General features: G+C 73.7%; 10 protein-coding genes. All 10 read right to left on the reverse strand.

Going from position 1 to position 16,948, the window contains the following annotated elements:
- Nucleotide 1 precedes the first annotated feature (1 nt).
- The gene (locus IPL61_34195; GenBank protein MBK9036242.1) at nucleotides 2-778 is read right to left on the reverse strand and encodes a hypothetical protein; all 777 of its coding nucleotides are present in this window, start codon (nucleotides 776-778) and stop codon (nucleotides 2-4) included.
- Nucleotides 771-1,292, reverse strand: coding sequence for a DUF4157 domain-containing protein (locus IPL61_34200; GenBank protein MBK9036243.1), 522 nt, complete (start codon nucleotides 1,290-1,292; stop codon nucleotides 771-773). Before IPL61_34200 ends, IPL61_34195 begins: the two co-directional genes overlap by 8 nt.
- Nucleotides 1,289-1,525: a hypothetical protein gene (locus tag IPL61_34205; GenBank protein MBK9036244.1), complete on the reverse strand. Its 237-nt coding sequence runs from the start codon at nucleotides 1,523-1,525 to the stop codon at nucleotides 1,289-1,291. Before IPL61_34205 ends, IPL61_34200 begins: the two co-directional genes overlap by 4 nt.
- Nucleotides 1,515-3,536: an ATP-binding protein gene (locus IPL61_34210; protein ID MBK9036245.1), complete on the reverse strand. Its 2,022-nt coding sequence runs from the start codon at nucleotides 3,534-3,536 to the stop codon at nucleotides 1,515-1,517. The genes IPL61_34205 and IPL61_34210 overlap by 11 nt, the downstream gene beginning before the upstream one ends.
- Nucleotides 3,533-4,795 (reverse strand): DUF4255 domain-containing protein, encoded by a 1,263-nt coding sequence (locus IPL61_34215; protein ID MBK9036246.1) that lies wholly within the window; start codon nucleotides 4,793-4,795, stop codon nucleotides 3,533-3,535. Before IPL61_34215 ends, IPL61_34210 begins: the two co-directional genes overlap by 4 nt.
- Entirely contained in the window at nucleotides 4,795-5,670 is an 876-nt protein-coding gene (locus IPL61_34220) for a hypothetical protein (protein ID MBK9036247.1), read from the reverse strand. The genes IPL61_34215 and IPL61_34220 overlap by 1 nt, the downstream gene beginning before the upstream one ends.
- Nucleotides 5,670-6,431 (reverse strand): hypothetical protein, encoded by a 762-nt coding sequence (locus IPL61_34225; GenBank protein ID MBK9036248.1) that lies wholly within the window; start codon nucleotides 6,429-6,431, stop codon nucleotides 5,670-5,672. The genes IPL61_34220 and IPL61_34225 overlap by 1 nt, the downstream gene beginning before the upstream one ends.
- 15 nt (nucleotides 6,432-6,446) lie before the next feature.
- The gene (locus IPL61_34230) at nucleotides 6,447-6,947 is read right to left on the reverse strand and encodes a phage tail protein (protein MBK9036249.1); all 501 of its coding nucleotides are present in this window, start codon (nucleotides 6,945-6,947) and stop codon (nucleotides 6,447-6,449) included.
- Nucleotides 6,948-6,960: 13 nt separating this feature from the next.
- Nucleotides 6,961-8,811, reverse strand: coding sequence for a phage tail sheath family protein (locus IPL61_34235; GenBank protein ID MBK9036250.1), 1,851 nt, complete (start codon nucleotides 8,809-8,811; stop codon nucleotides 6,961-6,963).
- A 1,197-nt stretch (nucleotides 8,812-10,008) separates the two neighbouring features.
- A complete protein-coding gene (locus IPL61_34240; protein MBK9036251.1) occupies nucleotides 10,009-16,905 on the reverse strand; it encodes a DUF4157 domain-containing protein in 6,897 nt (2,298 codons plus the stop codon).
- Nucleotides 16,906-16,948 lie beyond the last annotated feature (43 nt).

Raw genomic sequence — 16,948 nt, forward strand, 5'->3', positions numbered from 1 at the left:
GTCAGAGACCGACGGCGCCCCCCAGGACGCTGGCGACGCCGGCGACGGCCTCGACGGTGTTGGCGATGTTGGCCAGCGCCAGCAGCTCCTTCTGCGCGCGCGTGAAGTCGTAGCAGAACCGCGCGATCTTCTTGGCCGCGTCGTCGGTCTCGGGGCTGCTCGCGGCGAGCGCGTCCTTGGTGATCACCTTCATCCCGACCGTGACCTTGGCGCGGGTCGGATAGAGCAGCTGGTTCCACTGCTGCTCCTCGACGTTGAACGTCGTGAGCCGGACCGGCACGATGCGCCCGGGCCCCCAGATGAACAGCGTCACCGGCACCTCGGGCCGCGCCGCCGACTTCTGCAGGCTGGCCGAGATCGCGCCGCCGCTGATCGACACGTTGAGCGAGCCGACCAGGCCGCCGAGCAGGCTGTCGCCGACCGGATACAGCAGCATCTCGAGCGCGGCGATGCGATCGGCGACGCCGGTGACGAACGCGATCGGGTGGCGCTCCGGCGTCTCGAGCGCGTCCGAGGCGTCGAGCACCAGCGACACGTTGAACGACTCGCTCGGGTCGAACGGCTGCGCGGTCGGCTCGGCCGGCGTCGTCGACGGCGGCGTCTCGCCCGCGGGTCGCGCGGTCGGCTCGGGCGGCGCGTACGGCGTCAGCGTGCGCTGCAGCGTGTCGGGGTTGTACTGGAAGATGATGATGTTCGGGATCGGGATGATCGGCATCTTCACGAACTGCACGATCGCGCCCTTGAGCAGCTTGGGGCTGCGGCTATAGCCGTCACCCATGACGCTTCTCCTGCTCGCGCTGCGGCGGCCCGCTGCCCTCGCGATCGGTGGCCACGACCTCGGTGGTCGACAGCCGCCGGCCGGTCTGCTGGAGCACGTGCGCGACCTCGTGATAGACGAGCTCGCGGCCGGCGTCGGTGCCGGGCTGGTACTGGCCCTCGGCGAAGAAGATGCTGCGCCCGGCGGTGAACGCCCGCGCCTCGTGCCCGACCGCGGCGTGCGCCGCCGCCGCGTCGGTGTGCAGGCGGACCGCCCCGAGCTCCGCGCCGAACGCTCGCTCGGCGTCCGCGCGCAGCTCGGTCGGCAGCGGCCGCCCGACCGACGCCGGCAGCTCGGCCTTGGCGGCCGGCGCGGGCGTCAGCATCCGCGCGACGTTGACCTGGCCGTGGAGCGCCGCCTGGGTCGCCTCCTCGGCCTGCCGCTCGAGCGAGCGGTCCATGACCCGGGGGCGCTTGCCGGCGGCCGCCTTGCGCGCGACCGGCCCCGGGACCTTGGGCGCGTGCCGTTGCCTCATCGCACCACCTCCAGCAGCTGCTCGACGATGCGCTCGACCAGCGCCGCGCGCGCGAGCCCCGCCGGCACCCGCACGCGCAGGTCGACGTGGGCCAGGCGGCCGACCCGCCCGGTGCCGCGCAGGCGCTCCTGGGTCGCGCGCACGATGTCCTCGGCCAGGGCCGGCGCGTCGGCGCGGCTGACGCCCGGGATGCGCAGCACCAGCTCCTCGATCTCGACCGCCTCACACCGCATGGGCCACCACCTCGCGCTCGCGCTCGGACAACGAGCGCCCGTCCTTCTGCAGCTCGCGCGCGACGCCGCGGACCAGGTGCGCCGCGGACACCTCGTCGCCGTCGCGCCGGGCCGCGACCACCGCCGCCAGCACCGCGTACTTGATCTGGGCGCCGGTCAGATCGATCGCGGCCAGGGCCCCGAGCGCCGGCGCGATCCGATCGACGCACGCCTCACCGCCGAGATCGCGCACGAGCTGGCGCCACAGCTGCCGGCGCTGGGTCGCGTCGGGCCGCGGCAGCTCGAGCACGTAGCGCAGCCGGCGGATGAAGGCCGGATCGATGTTGCCGCGCTTGTTCGACGTGAGGATCGCGACGCCGGCGTAGGCCTCGATCGCCTGGAGCAGGTGGTTGGTGTCGGTGTTGGCGTAGCGGTCGTGCGCGTCCTTGATCTCGGTCCGCTTGCCGAACAGCGCGTCGGCCTCGTCGAACAGGAGCACCGCGTCCATGTGCTCGGCCCGGGCCAGGATCCGCGTCAGGTTCTTGGCGGTCTCGCCGATGTACTTGCTGATGACCGTGGCCAGCGAGATCCGGTAGAGGTTCAGGCCCAGCCCGCGCGCGATCACCTGCGCGGCCATGGTCTTGCCGGTGCCGGGCGCGCCGGTCAGCAGCATGAACAGGCCGCGCCCGCTCGGGAACATCCGGCGCAGGCCGGGCTGGCGCCAGAGCTCGTCACGGATCCCGCCCTCGTACGCGAAGTCGCGCATCCCGTCGATCACCGTCGAGGGCAGCACCAGATCGTCCCAGTCGAACGGACACTCGATGCGGCGGGCCAGCTCACCGAGGCGGTCGCCGTCGCGGTCGCGGATCACCGCCGCGGCCCGGTCGGGGCTCGCGACGTTGCGGTTCGCCACCTCGACCAGGTCGGCCGGCGTCGCGCGGTAGCGCCGGGCGAGCTCGTCGCGCTCGTCGCCGGTCCAGCCCGAGGCGGCCGGCACGATCCGCCGCCACAGCACCAGCCGCTCGGCCGGCGTCGACGGCGGCAGCGCGACGGTGACGTCGAGCGCGCCGGCCAGCGGCGCGACCACCGCGCCCGGCTCGACGCACACCGCGGTCAGCGGGAACGCCGCCGGCAGCTGCGGCCACGGTCGACGCCCGGCGGCCTCGCCGGTGAACGCCATCGCCGTCTGGGTCAAGAACGCCTGCCGGTGGGCGCGCCGCACCACCTCGGGCCAGGCGAGGTCGTCGACGCCGTCGCCGTCGATCGACAGGAGCCGGAGGCCGAGCGCCTGCGCCAGCGCCGCGGCGAAGCTGGCGCGGCCGGTGCCGGACGGCGCCCGCACGATCACCCGCACCGCGCGCGCCTCGGTCGACGAACGCCAGCGCGCCGCCAGCTCGGCCGCGACCTCGTCGATCGGCCAGCTCGGCAGCGGCGGCACCACCGCGACCGGCCGCGCCAGCGCGACCAGCGGCGCCTCGATCGCGAACGCGCCGGTGAACCAGTCGACGATCGCCGGATCGAGGATCAGGCCATCGGGCTCGCCCGGCGCCAGGTCGACCCGCCGGACCAGCTCCCAGCGGGCCAGCGGCGAGTCGGGCGTGACCACCCGGCGCAGGCCGTGGCGACACAGCCGCGTCACCGCGGCCTCGGTCGGCACCCCGCGCCCGTCCAGCCACGCGAACGCGCCCGCGAGGTCCGGCGCCAGGGCGGCGGCCAGCAGCACGCGCACGACGTCACGCTCGCGGGCGTCGAGCCCGAACAGGCCGGCGAGGTGCTGGAGCCGCGTGCCACCGTCGGCGACGGCGGCGTCGGCCTGCGCCCGCAGCGCGCTGAGCTCCCGGCCGCGCGGATCGGTGGCCGCCCAGGCGCGCACCGCGGCGTCCTCGTCGAGGGCGTCGACCGTCTCCGGGGCGACCGCGCGGTGCTCGCGCCACGCCAGGTCGTGGAACAGCCCGAGCTGGACCGACGCGATGATCGCGCGCAGCTCCTGGCCAGGATCGGGGGGCGTCGACGCGGTCGTCACGGTCGTCACGGCACCTGGACCCAGCGTGGCGGCGACTCGCTGCCGTTGACGATGACCCGCACCGGCAGGTGCTCGCCCGAGGGCGCGCCGGTCGGCAGGGTGAACTCGATGGTCGAGGCCGAGGCGATCGCGAACTCGCCGGCCGCCAGCGCGCCGAGCGTCCCGGGCGCCAGCACCATCGCCGCCACCGACACCCGGGTCACGACCGTCGCGGTCGCGTCCGCGAACAGGCCGCCGTCGATCGTGAACACCCCCGCGACCGGGCCGGTGATCGTGCGCACCGCCGGCGCGATCTGGAACGGCGTCTCGTTCGACGACACCGTCGTGGTGTGCGCGCGCCCGTCGGGCAAGGTCGCGGTGCGCGTGATCCGTACCGCCGCGGTGTAGGCGCCCGGCAGGGTCGGCAGCGCGTCGATCAGGTCCTGCACGGTGAAGTACACCTGGTCGCCCGCGCCGCTGACGCCCCAGCCGGGCCCGACGACCGCGCCGGCGGGCCACCCCGGTCCGCGCACCACCAGCTCGAGGCTGCCGCCGCCGAGGCCCGTGCCGAACACGACGACCTCGTCGCCGATCGCGGCCTGGGCCGGCTGCACCTCGATCGCGCGGGCGCTGGGCTCGCCGGGGATCGTGAACCGGACCGTGCTCCGGGACGCCGTCAGCCGCGGCAGCCCGCCGATGAACGTCTCGACGCCCCAGGTCAGGACCCGACCGGCCGCGGCGACCGGCTCCTCGGGCTCGAGCAGCACCACCGAGACCTCGTAGTAGGCCGACAGCCGCAGCGCGTGCGAGCCGGCGGTCCAGTAGCTCACCGCCTCGCTCACCGGCACGTGGCGCAGCGCGATCCGGAGCTTGTTCTCGTCGCCCACCAGCAGCGAGTCGAGGATCTTGACGCCGAGGACCTCGGTCGCGTCGTCGATCACCGGGTAGTCGTGCAGCGCCTTCACCGCCAGGCCCATGAGCTGCTGCTCGCGGTACGGCCCGTGCTCGTCGGTGGCGGTCGAGGAGGCGGTGACGACGTAGTGCAGGTTGAGCGCCAGCGGCGAGTAGCGGATCGGCGTGTCGGGGCGACCGCGCCACGGCTGGTTCTTGACCGCGGCCTCCTCCGACAGGTGGTACAGGTAGATTCCGACCGAGTTGTCCTCGGTGAACTTGTCGGGCGGCAGGCTGGTGACGTTGAGCGGCGTCGGCGACGCCGGCGACGCGGCGATCACCTCGCGCACCAGGGTCACGAGCGTGCGCGTCACGCGCGACAGGTCGAGCAGCGCCATCAGCGCTGCCCCAGGCCGAAGCCGCGGTGGAGGAGGCTGGCGCTGCGGGCGGGCGCGCTCGGCGCTGCGGCGCGCACGACCACGGGCGCGGGCGCGGGCGGCGCCGCCGGCATGACCTCGACGACCAGCCGGCCGATCGTCAGCGTCGGCGCGAGCACCGGCGCCGGCGCTACGACCGCGGGCGGCGCCGGCTGCAGCGCGGGCGTGGTCACGACCGGCGCGCGGACCGCGGCGGGTGGCGGCGCCACCGCGGCCGGCGGGATCGGCGCGGGCGCGATCGGGACCGACGGGACCTGCGCGGGGACCTGCGGTGTCGCCACCGGGTCGGCGATCGGCGTCGGTCGCGCCGCGCGCACGTCGAGCGGCGCGACCGCGGGCGTGGCCAGCACCAGGGCGTCGTCAGCGCGGGCGGTCGAGCGCGGCCGCTCGACCTCGACGGAGGTGACCGCCGGTCGTACGCGCGCGGGCACGCTCGACCTCGGCCTCGGCGCCGGACGTGCGGGCGGACCAACGCGCGCCGCGGCCGGCGCGGGCGGCGGCACCGGCGTCAAGGGCAGGCCCCCCACCGCGCCCGGCGTCACCGCGGCCGGGCGCGCGGGCACCGACGCCACCTCGCGCGCACGGGTCGGTGCGAGCATTGGCGGCGGCGCGATCGATGCGCCGGTGATCGATGCACCGGCGGCCCGATGTGGCGCCGGCGCCGGCGCCGCGGCGCGGGCCGTGGGCGGCGCCATCGGCGCGACCTGCTCGACCAGCGGCGGCGCGTCGAACGGATCGTCGAGCGCGGCTGGCGCCAGCGCGACTGGCGCCAGCGCCCGGATCGGCGCGGCCCCCCCCAGCGCACGCTCGATCAGCCGACGCGCGTAGGTCGCCACTACCGGGCCCCCTGCTCGCGCTCGATCAGCTCGACGTACGCGCGGCGTCGGCCGCGCGGCAGCGACAGGATCTCGGACAGCGACCAGCCGTAGCCGCGGGCCAGGCGGTGGACCTCGGCCGCGCGCTGATCGCGCTCAGCCAGCAGCCGCGCCAGCAGGAACGACTGCACGTCGAACCGCACGGTGTGGCCCTGGCCGCACTCGGGGCAGACGGCGTCGAGGTCGGTCGAGACCAGCGGCGCGATCTCCTCGAGCGCGGCCGCGACCGTCGCGTCGTCGGCGTCTCCGACGAGCCGGCACCGCGCGAGCAGCGTGCGCTCCGGGTCTGGCGCCAGCGCCGCGGTCAGCTCGTCGAGGCCGGTCGGGATCCGCACCTCGGTGCCGTCGCTGAGCCGGTAGCGTCCGCCCGCGACCGCGACCGCGGCGCCGTCGGTCGCCTGGATCGCCGCGCACAGCGCTGACAGCTGGAAGTCGAGATCGAACTGCGCCTGGCACGCCGGGCACGTCACGGTGCTGGCGATCCGGTCGCCCAGCTCGGCGCGGTACACGGTGGCCAGCACGCGGTCGCGATCGGCCGCGGCCAGCGCCGAGGCCTGGCCCGGCGCGCAGGCGGCCCCGGCGACGTCGACCAGCAGGCGATCGACGAGCGCGATCGCCGACCAGGTGTCGGCGTCGACCACCGACTCCTCGTCGTCCCCGCGCAGCGGCCGCACGAACACGCAACCGGGCCGGTCGCCGTATGTGACCTCGATCCGACGCATCGGGGCTCTCGACGGCTACCGCTCCGTCGGCTCCCCGACGCTGGTGTCGCGCTCCCAGCCCTCGTTCTCGAGCTTCATCATCTCGATCGCCACCGCGTTGGCGTTGGCGTCGAGCTCGGGCATCGCCTGGTACTCCGACACCCAGCAGCGGTAGACCTTGTACGACTTCACCACCTGGCTGTCCTCGTTGAGCAGCTCGATGATGATGTCCTTGCGGAACTTCGACAGCGAGATCGCGCCGGCCCCGCCGACGTCGTAGACCAGGTTGGCCCACTTCTCGAACTCCTCGTCGTGGGTGAGGCCACGCTCGAGCGTGATCGACTCGAACGAGATCGCCGCCGGCATGTGGCGCGCGGTCGACGGGTCGTTGCCCTCGCGGTGCTTGACCACCTCGACGGTCCGCTTGAGCGCGCTGCACTTGGTGACGCCCGCGACGTAGCGGCCGTCCCACTTCACGCGGAACTTGAAGTTCTTGTAGGGATCGAAGCGGTGGGTGTTGACGCTGAACTTGGCCATGGCGCGCTCCTCCTCAGGTGGCCAGCTGCTGGGCGATCTGCTGCAGGTACAGCACGACGAACTCGGCCGGCTTGAGCGGGGCGAACCCGACCCAGATGTTGACGATCCCGAGGTTCTGGTCGTTGAACGTCGTCGTCTCGCGATCGCACTTCACGAAGTACGCGTCGTTGGGCTTGACCCCCGCGAACGCGCCCTTGCGGAAGAGGTCGTGCATGAAGGCGCCGACGTTCAGGCGGACCTGGGCCCACAGGGGCTCGTCGTTGGGCTCGAACACGACCCACTTGAGGCCGCGGTACAGGCTCTCCTCGATGAACAGCGCCAGGCGCCGGATCGGGACGTACTTGTACTCGCTCGCGAAGGCGTCGGCGCCGTCCATCGTGCGCGCGCCCCACGAGATCACGCCCTCGGGGAACGACCGGATCGCGTTGACGCCGACCGGATTGACCGCGCCGTTCTGCAGGTCCGACATCAGCAGGTCGACGCCGGTGATGCCGCGCAGATCCGCCTCGCTCCCGGCCGGCGCCTTCCAGACGCCGCGGTTCGCGTCGATGCGCGCGTACAGGCCGGCGACCGCGCCGGCGGGCCCGATCACGTGTTCGCGGCCGCTCTCGACGATCTTGAGCCGCGGGAAGTAGACGGCGCTGTGGTCCTTGGTCAGGCCGGTGCGCAGCGCGTTGACCCCGCTCGACGCGGTCTGCGGGTCGGTCCACGACGTCGGCGGATCCATGATCAGGAACGCGCGCTCCTCGGTGCAGAACGCGCTGGCCTCGGGCCAGAGCTGCTCGAGCGGCACCGCCGCGGCGGTGTCGGTGTCGGGCGGCAGCACCAGCAGGTTCCACAGGTCGACGTCGGACCGCACGACGTTGTAGGCGGCGGTGTAGTCGGTGGCCACGGGCGCGCCGCCGTCGTTGCCGTTGACGCCGTTGGCCTGGGAGCCCAGCGCGGTGTTGCCGCTGGTGCCCAGGCTCAGGTAGCGGACGTTGGTCGCGAACCGACCGGTCATCGCCGTGCCGATCGCCACCAGCGGGCCGGCCAGGCCGATGTTCCAGCCCAGGCCGGTGCCGGTCGGCCCGACGCCGGCGTTGTCGTCGGCGCCGGTGCTGGTGAACACCAGGCGGTTGCCCCACGCCGCCGCCGACCAGAAGAACGTCGTCGGGTTGGCCGCGGCGAACGCGTTGACCTGGTCGGCGATCGTCTTCCAGGCCGCGGCGACGCCGAGGTTGCTGGTCGCCGACTCCTGCCACAGCCGGGTCGCGCCGCCCAGCGGCGGGTTGAACGTGACGGTCCGCGCCACGGTGCCGGCGCCGGTGATCTCGTCGAGCTGGATGTTGCCGAGGTCGCTCTTGAGCAGCGACCCGACCGCGACCAGGTTCGCGGTGCTCGGCGTGAACGCGACGCCGGTCGGCCGCGGTCGCCGCGCCGCGAACGCGCCGACCTCGAGGCCGCCGCTCGATGGCCCGAGCCCGAGCGTGCTGGCCAGATCGCCCGTGGCGCTCGAGGTGACCCGCACGTCGTTGGCCGGGTTCGACCCGTTCACCGCCGCCGTGATCTGGATCAGCGTGGTCTCGGCCGGCGGGGCCCCGACCGCGGTGGGGCCGGCGAGCGCGACCACCGCGACCGCCGGGTTCGGCAGGCCGGTGATGCCCTCGGCCGTGAGCGCCGCCTGGATGTCGTCGCGGATCGCGTCGGCCAGGTTGGTGCGCGCCGCCGCCCAGCTCGCGGGCGCGACCGGCAGCGTGTCGCGCACCGTGACCGTGACCGGCTTCTTGCTGCCGATCGCGATGCGGAACTGCCGGGCGGTGACCGAGCGGGCGTTCCAGCCGGTCGCCAGCGCGGTGTGGGTCGCGGCCTCGAGCGGAGCCATCGACGTCGATACCCCCGGGAGCCCGGACGTGGCGCCGACCGCGGCGCCGTCGACCAGCTTCGAGCGCTGCGTCAGCGCCGTCGGCGCGTAGTTCGGCGACGCCGGGTCCATCGACAGGTTCAGGAACTCCTCGCGCTCGACCTTGGCGCGCGCGCCGGAGACGCTGATCTCCCAGCGGAACACCTCGAGGTTGAAGGTCGCCTCGGGCGCGGTCGTGTTGTACGTGACCGCGGCGCGGATCAGGTCGCCGAGCTGGCCGGGGTTCTTCGCGGTCAGCTTGAGCACCGCCGCGCCGGCCTCGCTCTCGAGCTCGACGGATGACTGCGCCCACCCGCTCGCGATGCGCACGACGTAGCAGTCGGTGCCGCCGTTCATGAAGAACAGCCGCAGGTAGCGGGCCACGCTCGAGACCGCCCCGCCGTCGTCACCAAAGGTGCGGACGAAGTCAGTGTACGTGTTGATCCGGATTGGCTTCAACATCGGCCCGCTGAGCGTCCGACCGATGAAGAGCGCAGTGGACGTGCCGACACCGACGATCGTGCGAACGCCGCTGGGCACTTCCTGAACGTAGACTCCAGGGTACGTCGGACTCACAGCCATGATCGTGCTCCTCCGCGAGCGAGTGCCTGCGCGACGTCCCCCCCCGGAGAAGCCGCGAACTACCACCAGCGCATTTCCGGTAGCACAGGCGTTTTCTGAGCTGCAAGCGGGAGTGTGATCCTTTTGCACGAAACCGTCGCTGCCCCTCGATTGCTTGATCTGCCTTACATTTTCGACGTTGACCGATCCTGGCAATCCGCCGAGGAGCTCGCTCCTGACACAGCCGCGACACGTCGGCGACGCCCTGGACTGACGCGCAGCACTGGCGGTGCTGGCAGGGTCACGCGTGCTGCGATGGAGGTCGCGCGGCGGTCGCGCGGCGGTCGCGCGGAGGTCGCGCCGAGGTCGCGCCGAGGTCGCGCGGAGGTCGCGCGGAGGTCGCGCCGAGGTCGCGCCGAGGTCGCGCCGAGGTCGCGCGGAGGTCGCGCGGAGGTCGCGCGCGCGCGCCCGCGCCGCTCAGCAGCAGTGGATCCTCCGCGCCATCCACCGCTGACGATGTCGCGACATCGACCGCCGTGACGTCGGGCGCGGCTCCGCGATCGGTGGACTGTCGACGCGATCGACGCCGTGGCCTCGACGACCCGGCGCGACCGCTCGTCATTGCCAGTGGTTGTCGGCCTCGAACACGGTGCGATTGCGCGCCACCGCGGCGCTGAACACGCGCGAGACCTGCAACGGTGTCAGGTGATGCGCCGACGAACTGGCGTGCCCAGCCTGGGCCGCGACGGTCTGATAGTACTGGCGCTCGACGGTGTAGAGGCCGATGCGCAGCCGCGGCTGCATGAAGTCGCGGAGCCGCGCGTACGTGGCCTTCATCGACGCGCCGATCGCGGTCGCGACGCGCGCGCGCGGATCGGGCACGGTGGGCGGCGTCGACGTGACGTAGGCCTGCATCGCGGCTGGCCCGGACGCCTCCGCCGCCACGAAGTCGCCCCCGGAGCCCGCGTGGCCCGGGAGGCGCGCGCGCAGCTCCTGGTGGTACCAGGCGCGCAGGATGTCCGCCGAGCCAGTGGCCGCGACCGGCGCGCCGAAGAACTCGTCGGGCGCGTTGTGGATGTGCAGGCGCGCGTTGCGATGCGTCTCAGCGGCCAGCAGCACCGCGGGCATGCCGGGGCCGCGCTGCGAGGCGCTGGTGCCGGCGACCGTGGTCGGCATCCCGACGTCGCCGAACGCGGTGACGTGCGGGGGTGTCCCGGAGCCGGTGGTGGCCAGCGCGTCGGCGGTGCCAGTGCCGCCGTAGAGCGCCGGCTGCGACGCGTGGGGGAAGGCGCGCACCGAGCTGTGGAGGTTGGCGAAGAACTCGAGCAAGACGAACTGCGTGACGTGGTGCGATTCGCGCTCTGGGCCACGCTGGGTGCTGTCGCCGAACACGCCGACGCGCAGGCCGACCTGGCCGCCCTGGATGGTGCCGCGGGCGCTGGTGTCGGCGTACTCGGCCGCGGGCGGAAGGCTGGCGGCGGTGAGCGGCGATGCGCCGCCGGCGTTGGCCCGGATGAGCGCCTCGATCGCCGAGAGGACCGAGTCGGTCAGGCGGTAGTGCGGCGCCGTCGACGCGGTCGTCCAGTTCGAGGCCTCGAGGCCGCGGACCCCCTCGAGGTACGACTGCGTCCAGCGCATCACGCGCTCCCGTGACACCCCCGCGATGCGACCGCTGAGGGCCGTGAACACCGGATCGAACGCCTGCCGAAACAACGTCGAGTTCGAGGAGATGATCGGCAGGTGGATCGTGATGACGCGGACGACGCCCATCCGCAGCGGCGCCGGTGGGGCCTGGTGCGGCCGCGGAAAGTCGATGTGGACCAGGATGCCGGTGACGTCCAGGATGTGCCGGCTCAGCTGGGCCTCGAAGTCGGCCACGTCGAGCTCGAGCGGCGCGGTCGTCGTCGCGGTGGCTGGGGCGCCGCTGGCGGGCGCGGATCGCGGGCGGCTGGCGTTGCGCGCGAGCGCCTCGACCGCGTCGCTGATGAGGGCCCAGCGCGTGCTGTCCAGGACGTAGGCCTTGAGCTGCGCCGCCGGCGTGGCGTGGTGCCACGGCGACGCGTACGTGACGCCATCGCTCGCGTTGGGCGCGGCGTTGAAGCGCGCGCGCAGGTCGGTGGCGACGTTGCTGACCTGGCCCCGGAGCTCCGATGGTAGGTGCGACGCCGTCGAGCCGGCCGCGGGGCTCGCGGCGTGGGCCGCCACCGCCGATGACGTCATCAGGTCGGTGACCCGCTGGATCCACGCCTCACCGAACGTCGGCTGGAGGCCGTGCGCTCCTGGCGCACCGACGTCGACCGGACGGGTCGCGACATGATCGCGCAGCGAGGTCGAGATGCGGTCCGCGGCCACCTCGCGCGCCGGGTCGATGCGCAGCCCGCGACCCGGCGTCCCGGCGATAGCGCGGGGATCGTGGCCCCCCCCGAGCACGCGCGGGCCGGTCTGCTGGAGCACGTGGGTCAGCTCGTGGTTCAGCACGTCGCGGCCGTGCCCCCCGCCGAGGGCCAGCCCTGGTCGCACGAACACGTGGCTCCCGCTGGTGAGCGCCTGGGCGCCGAACCGGCGCGTCAGGCGCGCGCCGTCGGCGTCGTCGTGGACCCGCACGTGGGCGAAGTCGTGCCCGAAGCGAGCCTCCGCGGCGCGGCGCGACGCGGGCGGCAGCGGCGCCCCGGTGCCGAAGCCAGGTGCGGCCGCGATCGGCACCGTCAGGTCGGGCGGGTGGGCGTCGTAGCCCTCGACCTCGTCGGACTCACCCTCGAAGCCCTCGCGATCGAACTGGATCGAGAACGGCCGCGCCGCCATGCCGGTAGCCTCGGCGCTGAACGCGGCCTGCAGGTCGGCGGGCAAGAACGGGATGCTCCCGATGGCGCCGAGGACGCCGCCGACGATGTCGTCGCGCACCGACTTGAGCGGCGTGACCAGCGGCCCATCGTTGACGCGCCCCTCGCCGTCGGGCGCGCCGAAGATCCCGCGGTAGAACTCGTTGGGGTCCCACGCGCCGACCAGCTTGTTGGCGATCGCGACCTCGATCTCGTGGCGCAGCCCGACGCGGTCGAGGAGCGTCAGCATCAGGCCGATCGCGATGCGGTACTTGCCGCCGAGCCGGCGCACGACCAGATCGACGACGATGTGCAGGATGTCGGCGGGATCGATCAGGTTGTACGGGAGCCGGACGGTCTCGAGCTCGTCCAGGAAGTGGGACAGCGTGCCCGGCACGTCGGCCATCGCGGTCCGGATGGTGGCCTCGGCGTTGCTGGCGTTGTCGACGAAGTCGGCCAGCCGGGCTCCCATGAGTGCCATGTGCGGCAGGTGGTCGGCGGCGAAGCGCAAGACCCGCGGCACGTACGGCTTGCCCAGCAGGTACATCTGGGTGCGCTCGGCCCGCTGACGCACGCGCGCCTGGACGCGCCCGAACATCGCCAGGACGTTGCGCCCGAAGTTCCACAGTCGACGTACCACGCGGCCGAGCCGGCCGCGGCCGCCGGTCTGGCGCATCAGCGGGCGACTCGACGGATCGGCGCCGGTGGATCGCCCCAGGGCGTCGAAGTGGTTGACCCCGAACAAGAAGAACTCGAGCAACACCTCGGGCCGCACCAGACCGGCCAACGCCGTCTGCACGCCCTCGAGGATCGTCCGCGGGTCGTTGCGCACCAGGGCGATCAGCTGGTCCATCTCGCCGCTGGCGATGAACTGGGTCACGAACATCGCGAGGCGCGCCACCATCACGGCCTGCCCGGCGCCGGGGATGAACTCCGCGGCGTCGATCATGAGCATCGAGAAGGTCTCGAGCGCCTCACCCAGCTCGCGCATCGACTCGACCAGGCCGAACATCTGGGTCGCGCGCGAGATCGTGTCGAGCAGCGCGTCGTCGGCTTGGTTCGCGGTGATGGTCCGGACGTTGCTCGCGGTGCCCAGCTCGATCGCGAACAAGGGCGTCCGGTCGCTGGCCCGGTCCGCCCATGACAACGCGCGGCCGTCGACGATCAGCCGCGAGTTCAGGCGGGCCGCCCCGACCCCGTAGGCCTCGTGGTACTCGAGGTTGTGCTCGAGCTCGCGGACGCGGTAGCGGACGCCGTCGATCGTGAACGCGGTGCCTAGCATCACCCGGGCGCCGGGCCCGACGCTCTCGAAGAAGTTCTCCCGGCTGGCGGCGGTGGCGTTGACCTTGACCCCACGGAACCCGAACCGATCCTGCCCGGTGACGAGCATCTGGGTCAGCGCCGCCTGGATCGCCTCGAGGCGCGCGACCCGCGGCTCGATCCAGGGCTCGCCGCGCGGCAGCACCGCGGCGAGCTGGGTGCGACGCAAGCGCCCGGCGTCCGAGCTGTCGCGGCCGCGCACGAACCGCACCACCTGATCGACCACTGGAAACAGCGCGGCCACGATCCGGAATCGGATGCTGGGGACCGACGTCAGCGGGTCGCCGGGCGCGACGCCGAGCAGACGCGACAGCTGCTCGGCCAGCTCGAGCAGCATGGCCGACACCTGGGCGGTCTGCTCGGCGGCCGGGCTGACCACGCCCATGAAGCGATCGATCTCGTCGACGACCAGCTCAGGGATCTCCCAGATGAGCCCGGTGCGCGGCGGCGCTCCGCTCACGTCGAGCGAGACCTGCGAGAGCTCGTCGTAGCGATCGTACTGCGCGATCAGCGGCAGGATCACGTGGCCGACGCGTCCGACGCGGTCGTAGCTCGTGGCCGCACGGGCGGCGCGCTCGAACGCCTGGAACTGCACGTCGCGGTCGGACGCCAAGCCGGGCCCGAGGCCGTCGATGGCGGCCTGCGCCGCCGGCGTGAGCGCTCGCCCCGAGGTGATCGCGCGCGACAGCGCGAGCAACCAGGCCGACCAGTCGAGGTCCCGGACCGTGGCCGACGTGAGCTCGGCCGCCGGCGGAGCCTCGGGCTCGGCGGCGCCAGGCTGGGCCGCGCGCTCGGCGGTGAGCAGGGCCAGCACCACGTCGTCGAGCACCGGCACGCGGAGCCGCCCCACCAGCAGCTCGATGCTCGGGACCAGCCAGAAGTAGGGCGTGGCGGCCGGTCGGTTCGGCGTGAGATCGAAGGGCCGCACGGTCCGCTTGGCGCCGTCAGCGATGAACTGCCGGGTGAGCGGGTGGGCGATCACGAGCGCGCCGTAGCGCCCCTCATCGCCGGGTCGGAGCGCCGTCGCGACGTCGCCCTCGTGCTCGTAGCGGCGCGGCCCGACGAACTGACTCCGGCTCTCGACCAGCGCGCGCGACAGGATCGCGGTCTCGCCGACCGCGCCGGCGGCGCGATCGGAGCCGAGGATCCGACGCACGCGGGCGGCCAGGTCCTGGTAGTAGAGCAGCTGGAAGAAGTCGCGCAGGTGGCGCGCGGTGAGCGGCCGGTTCGAGGTGAACATGGCGTCGGGTGCGAAGTCGTCGGTCAAGCGATTGATGCGCTGGTCATCGGACGCGCGCCAGCTGCCGAACAGCGCGACGTAGCTGTGCGCCTGGGAGGTGCCGTCGGGCAGGACCTGGCGCGACTCGCTCACCACCCGTCCGAGGCGCGCCAGGTCGCGCCACCCCAGCGCGTCCGCCGTCGCGGCGAGCCAGCGGGCGACCGCCAGGCGGTGACGCACCCGGTGGTCGGGGACGCCGGCCTGGGGCATCGGACCGGCAGGGTCGACGGGGCCCAGGTACGGCGTGAGCTCATCCTCGCGCGTCTGATCGGCGGCCGCATCGTACCGTCCGAGCAGCTCGTGCAGCTCGGTGAGGCGGGCGGCCATGGCCAGGTGGGCCGCGCCGTTGGATCCCCGGGCCCGCGCGCCCCGGGCCGCTCGCTCGACGGCGCCGCGCCACAGCGTGAAGCCGCGCACCTCGAAGTGGAGCTGGAGCTCGCGCATGAGGCCATCGCGCAGCGTGCGATGCGCGGCCGAGAACACGCGCTGCGAGGGGATGTTGCCATCGCTGTCGAGCGCGAGCAGCGCGACGAACCGAGGGGTGTAGGTGGTGCGGAACGTGGTGAACTCGGTCTCGCTGGCGCCCGCGTGCAGCGCTCGACGCCGCACGGCGAGCTGCTCGGCCGCCGGCCGGTCGGCGGGCCCGAGGACGCTGTCGAGCGTCACCTGGGCGTGGCGGGCGATGGTCCCGTACGCCGGGAGCAACACCGTCACCAGCGCGCGGACTTCGTCGGGCATCGACGTCGGCAGCTGCGAGGCGTCCGCGGCCGCCGCGGTGGCCCATTCGCCGAGGCGCTTCGCCACGTCGCGGCGCTGCGTCGGGGTCAGGGTGCGAGGATCGGTCCCCGGCGTGGTGACGGCATGAGCGAGCTCGGCCAGCTTGCCGCTCTGGAACTCGTGCAGGCGCTTGACCGCCTCGATCACCGCGTACTGGCGCTCGTCGGCGACCTCCGGGCCAGCCTCTCCGGGGATGGTCAGCACGGCGGATGGCGCCGCGATCGCGGCCAGCGCGGCGACGAGCGGAGCCGTGCCACCGCCGACCGCCTGGATCGGGCGAGTGACCCCCAGCAAGTACTCCGCCGCCGTGAACGCGAACGCGGCCAAGCCCATCGTGCTGAACAGGTGCAGCGGCGTCGCAGGCGGGGCGCCCGGCGCCGCGCCGGCCGAGGTCCACCGCGTCACGGGCGCGAGCGTGGCTGGGCTGGTGGTCGCGATGTGCTGGTAGAACGCGTTCGAGAGGAAGGTCGTCCGACGCGGCTGGCCCGCGAACAGCGCGAACGCCGCGGCGTGGCTGCCGGCGCGCTTCAGCAGGTCGATCACGTACGACTTGTGGCGCCAGTTCAGCGTCGTCACCGCCGGCCGCGCCAGCGGAGTCGCGGCGCCCGTGGCTTCGCGCTCGAGCTCCCCGAGCACCGTGGCCTCCCCGCGCGCGGCGATCGCTTGTTCGATGTCGCCGACGAACGCCTGCACGCCTGGCTCGACCGGCGTATCGGCGGCGACGTGGCGCGCGCCGATCTCGGCGATCGTCGGAATCGTCGTCGTCTCGGGCAGCGTCAACGGCGCGCACTGGATCGCCCCAGCGCCGCTGACATCGGCGACGCGCAGGCGGCCGTCGCCGGCTCGGCGCCCGACCTGCTGGAGCACGTGCGCGATCTCGTGCGCGAGCAGGTCATCGTAGTCCGGGGCGGTCGGCTCGCCGGCACCCACCACGACGTGGCGCCCCGCCGCGAACGCGCGCGCCCCGGCGTGGTGGGCCAAGCGCGCGGCACCCGCATCGGTGTGGAGCCGCACGGCGCCGAGGTCGGCGTGATACGCCGACTCGAGGCGCGCGCTCAGCGCGCTGGGCAGGGCGTCGCCACCACCGACGGGCGCCGCCGCCGGGGTGGTCCCGTGGAAGGTCGGCACCACGCCGTCGCCGCGCGGGCCCCCGCGCGCCGCGCGGACCGCCCGATCAGCCTCGGCCTCGAGCCAGGCGTCGCGCGTAGGCACCGTGCGCGCGACGCGCGGCGACGGCGACGGCGACGGTGCCCCGCGCACACCTCGGCCAGCGGCGCGTCCACCGCGCGACGTCGCGCGCTTGCCGGCGTGCGAGTGCATGGCCGAGCGAGCGTACCATCGCTGCGCTACCACGATGCCCGTT

The sequence above is a fragment of the Myxococcales bacterium genome (assembly GCA_016717005.1).
Classification (GTDB): Bacteria; Myxococcota_A; Polyangia; order Haliangiales; family Haliangiaceae; genus UBA2376.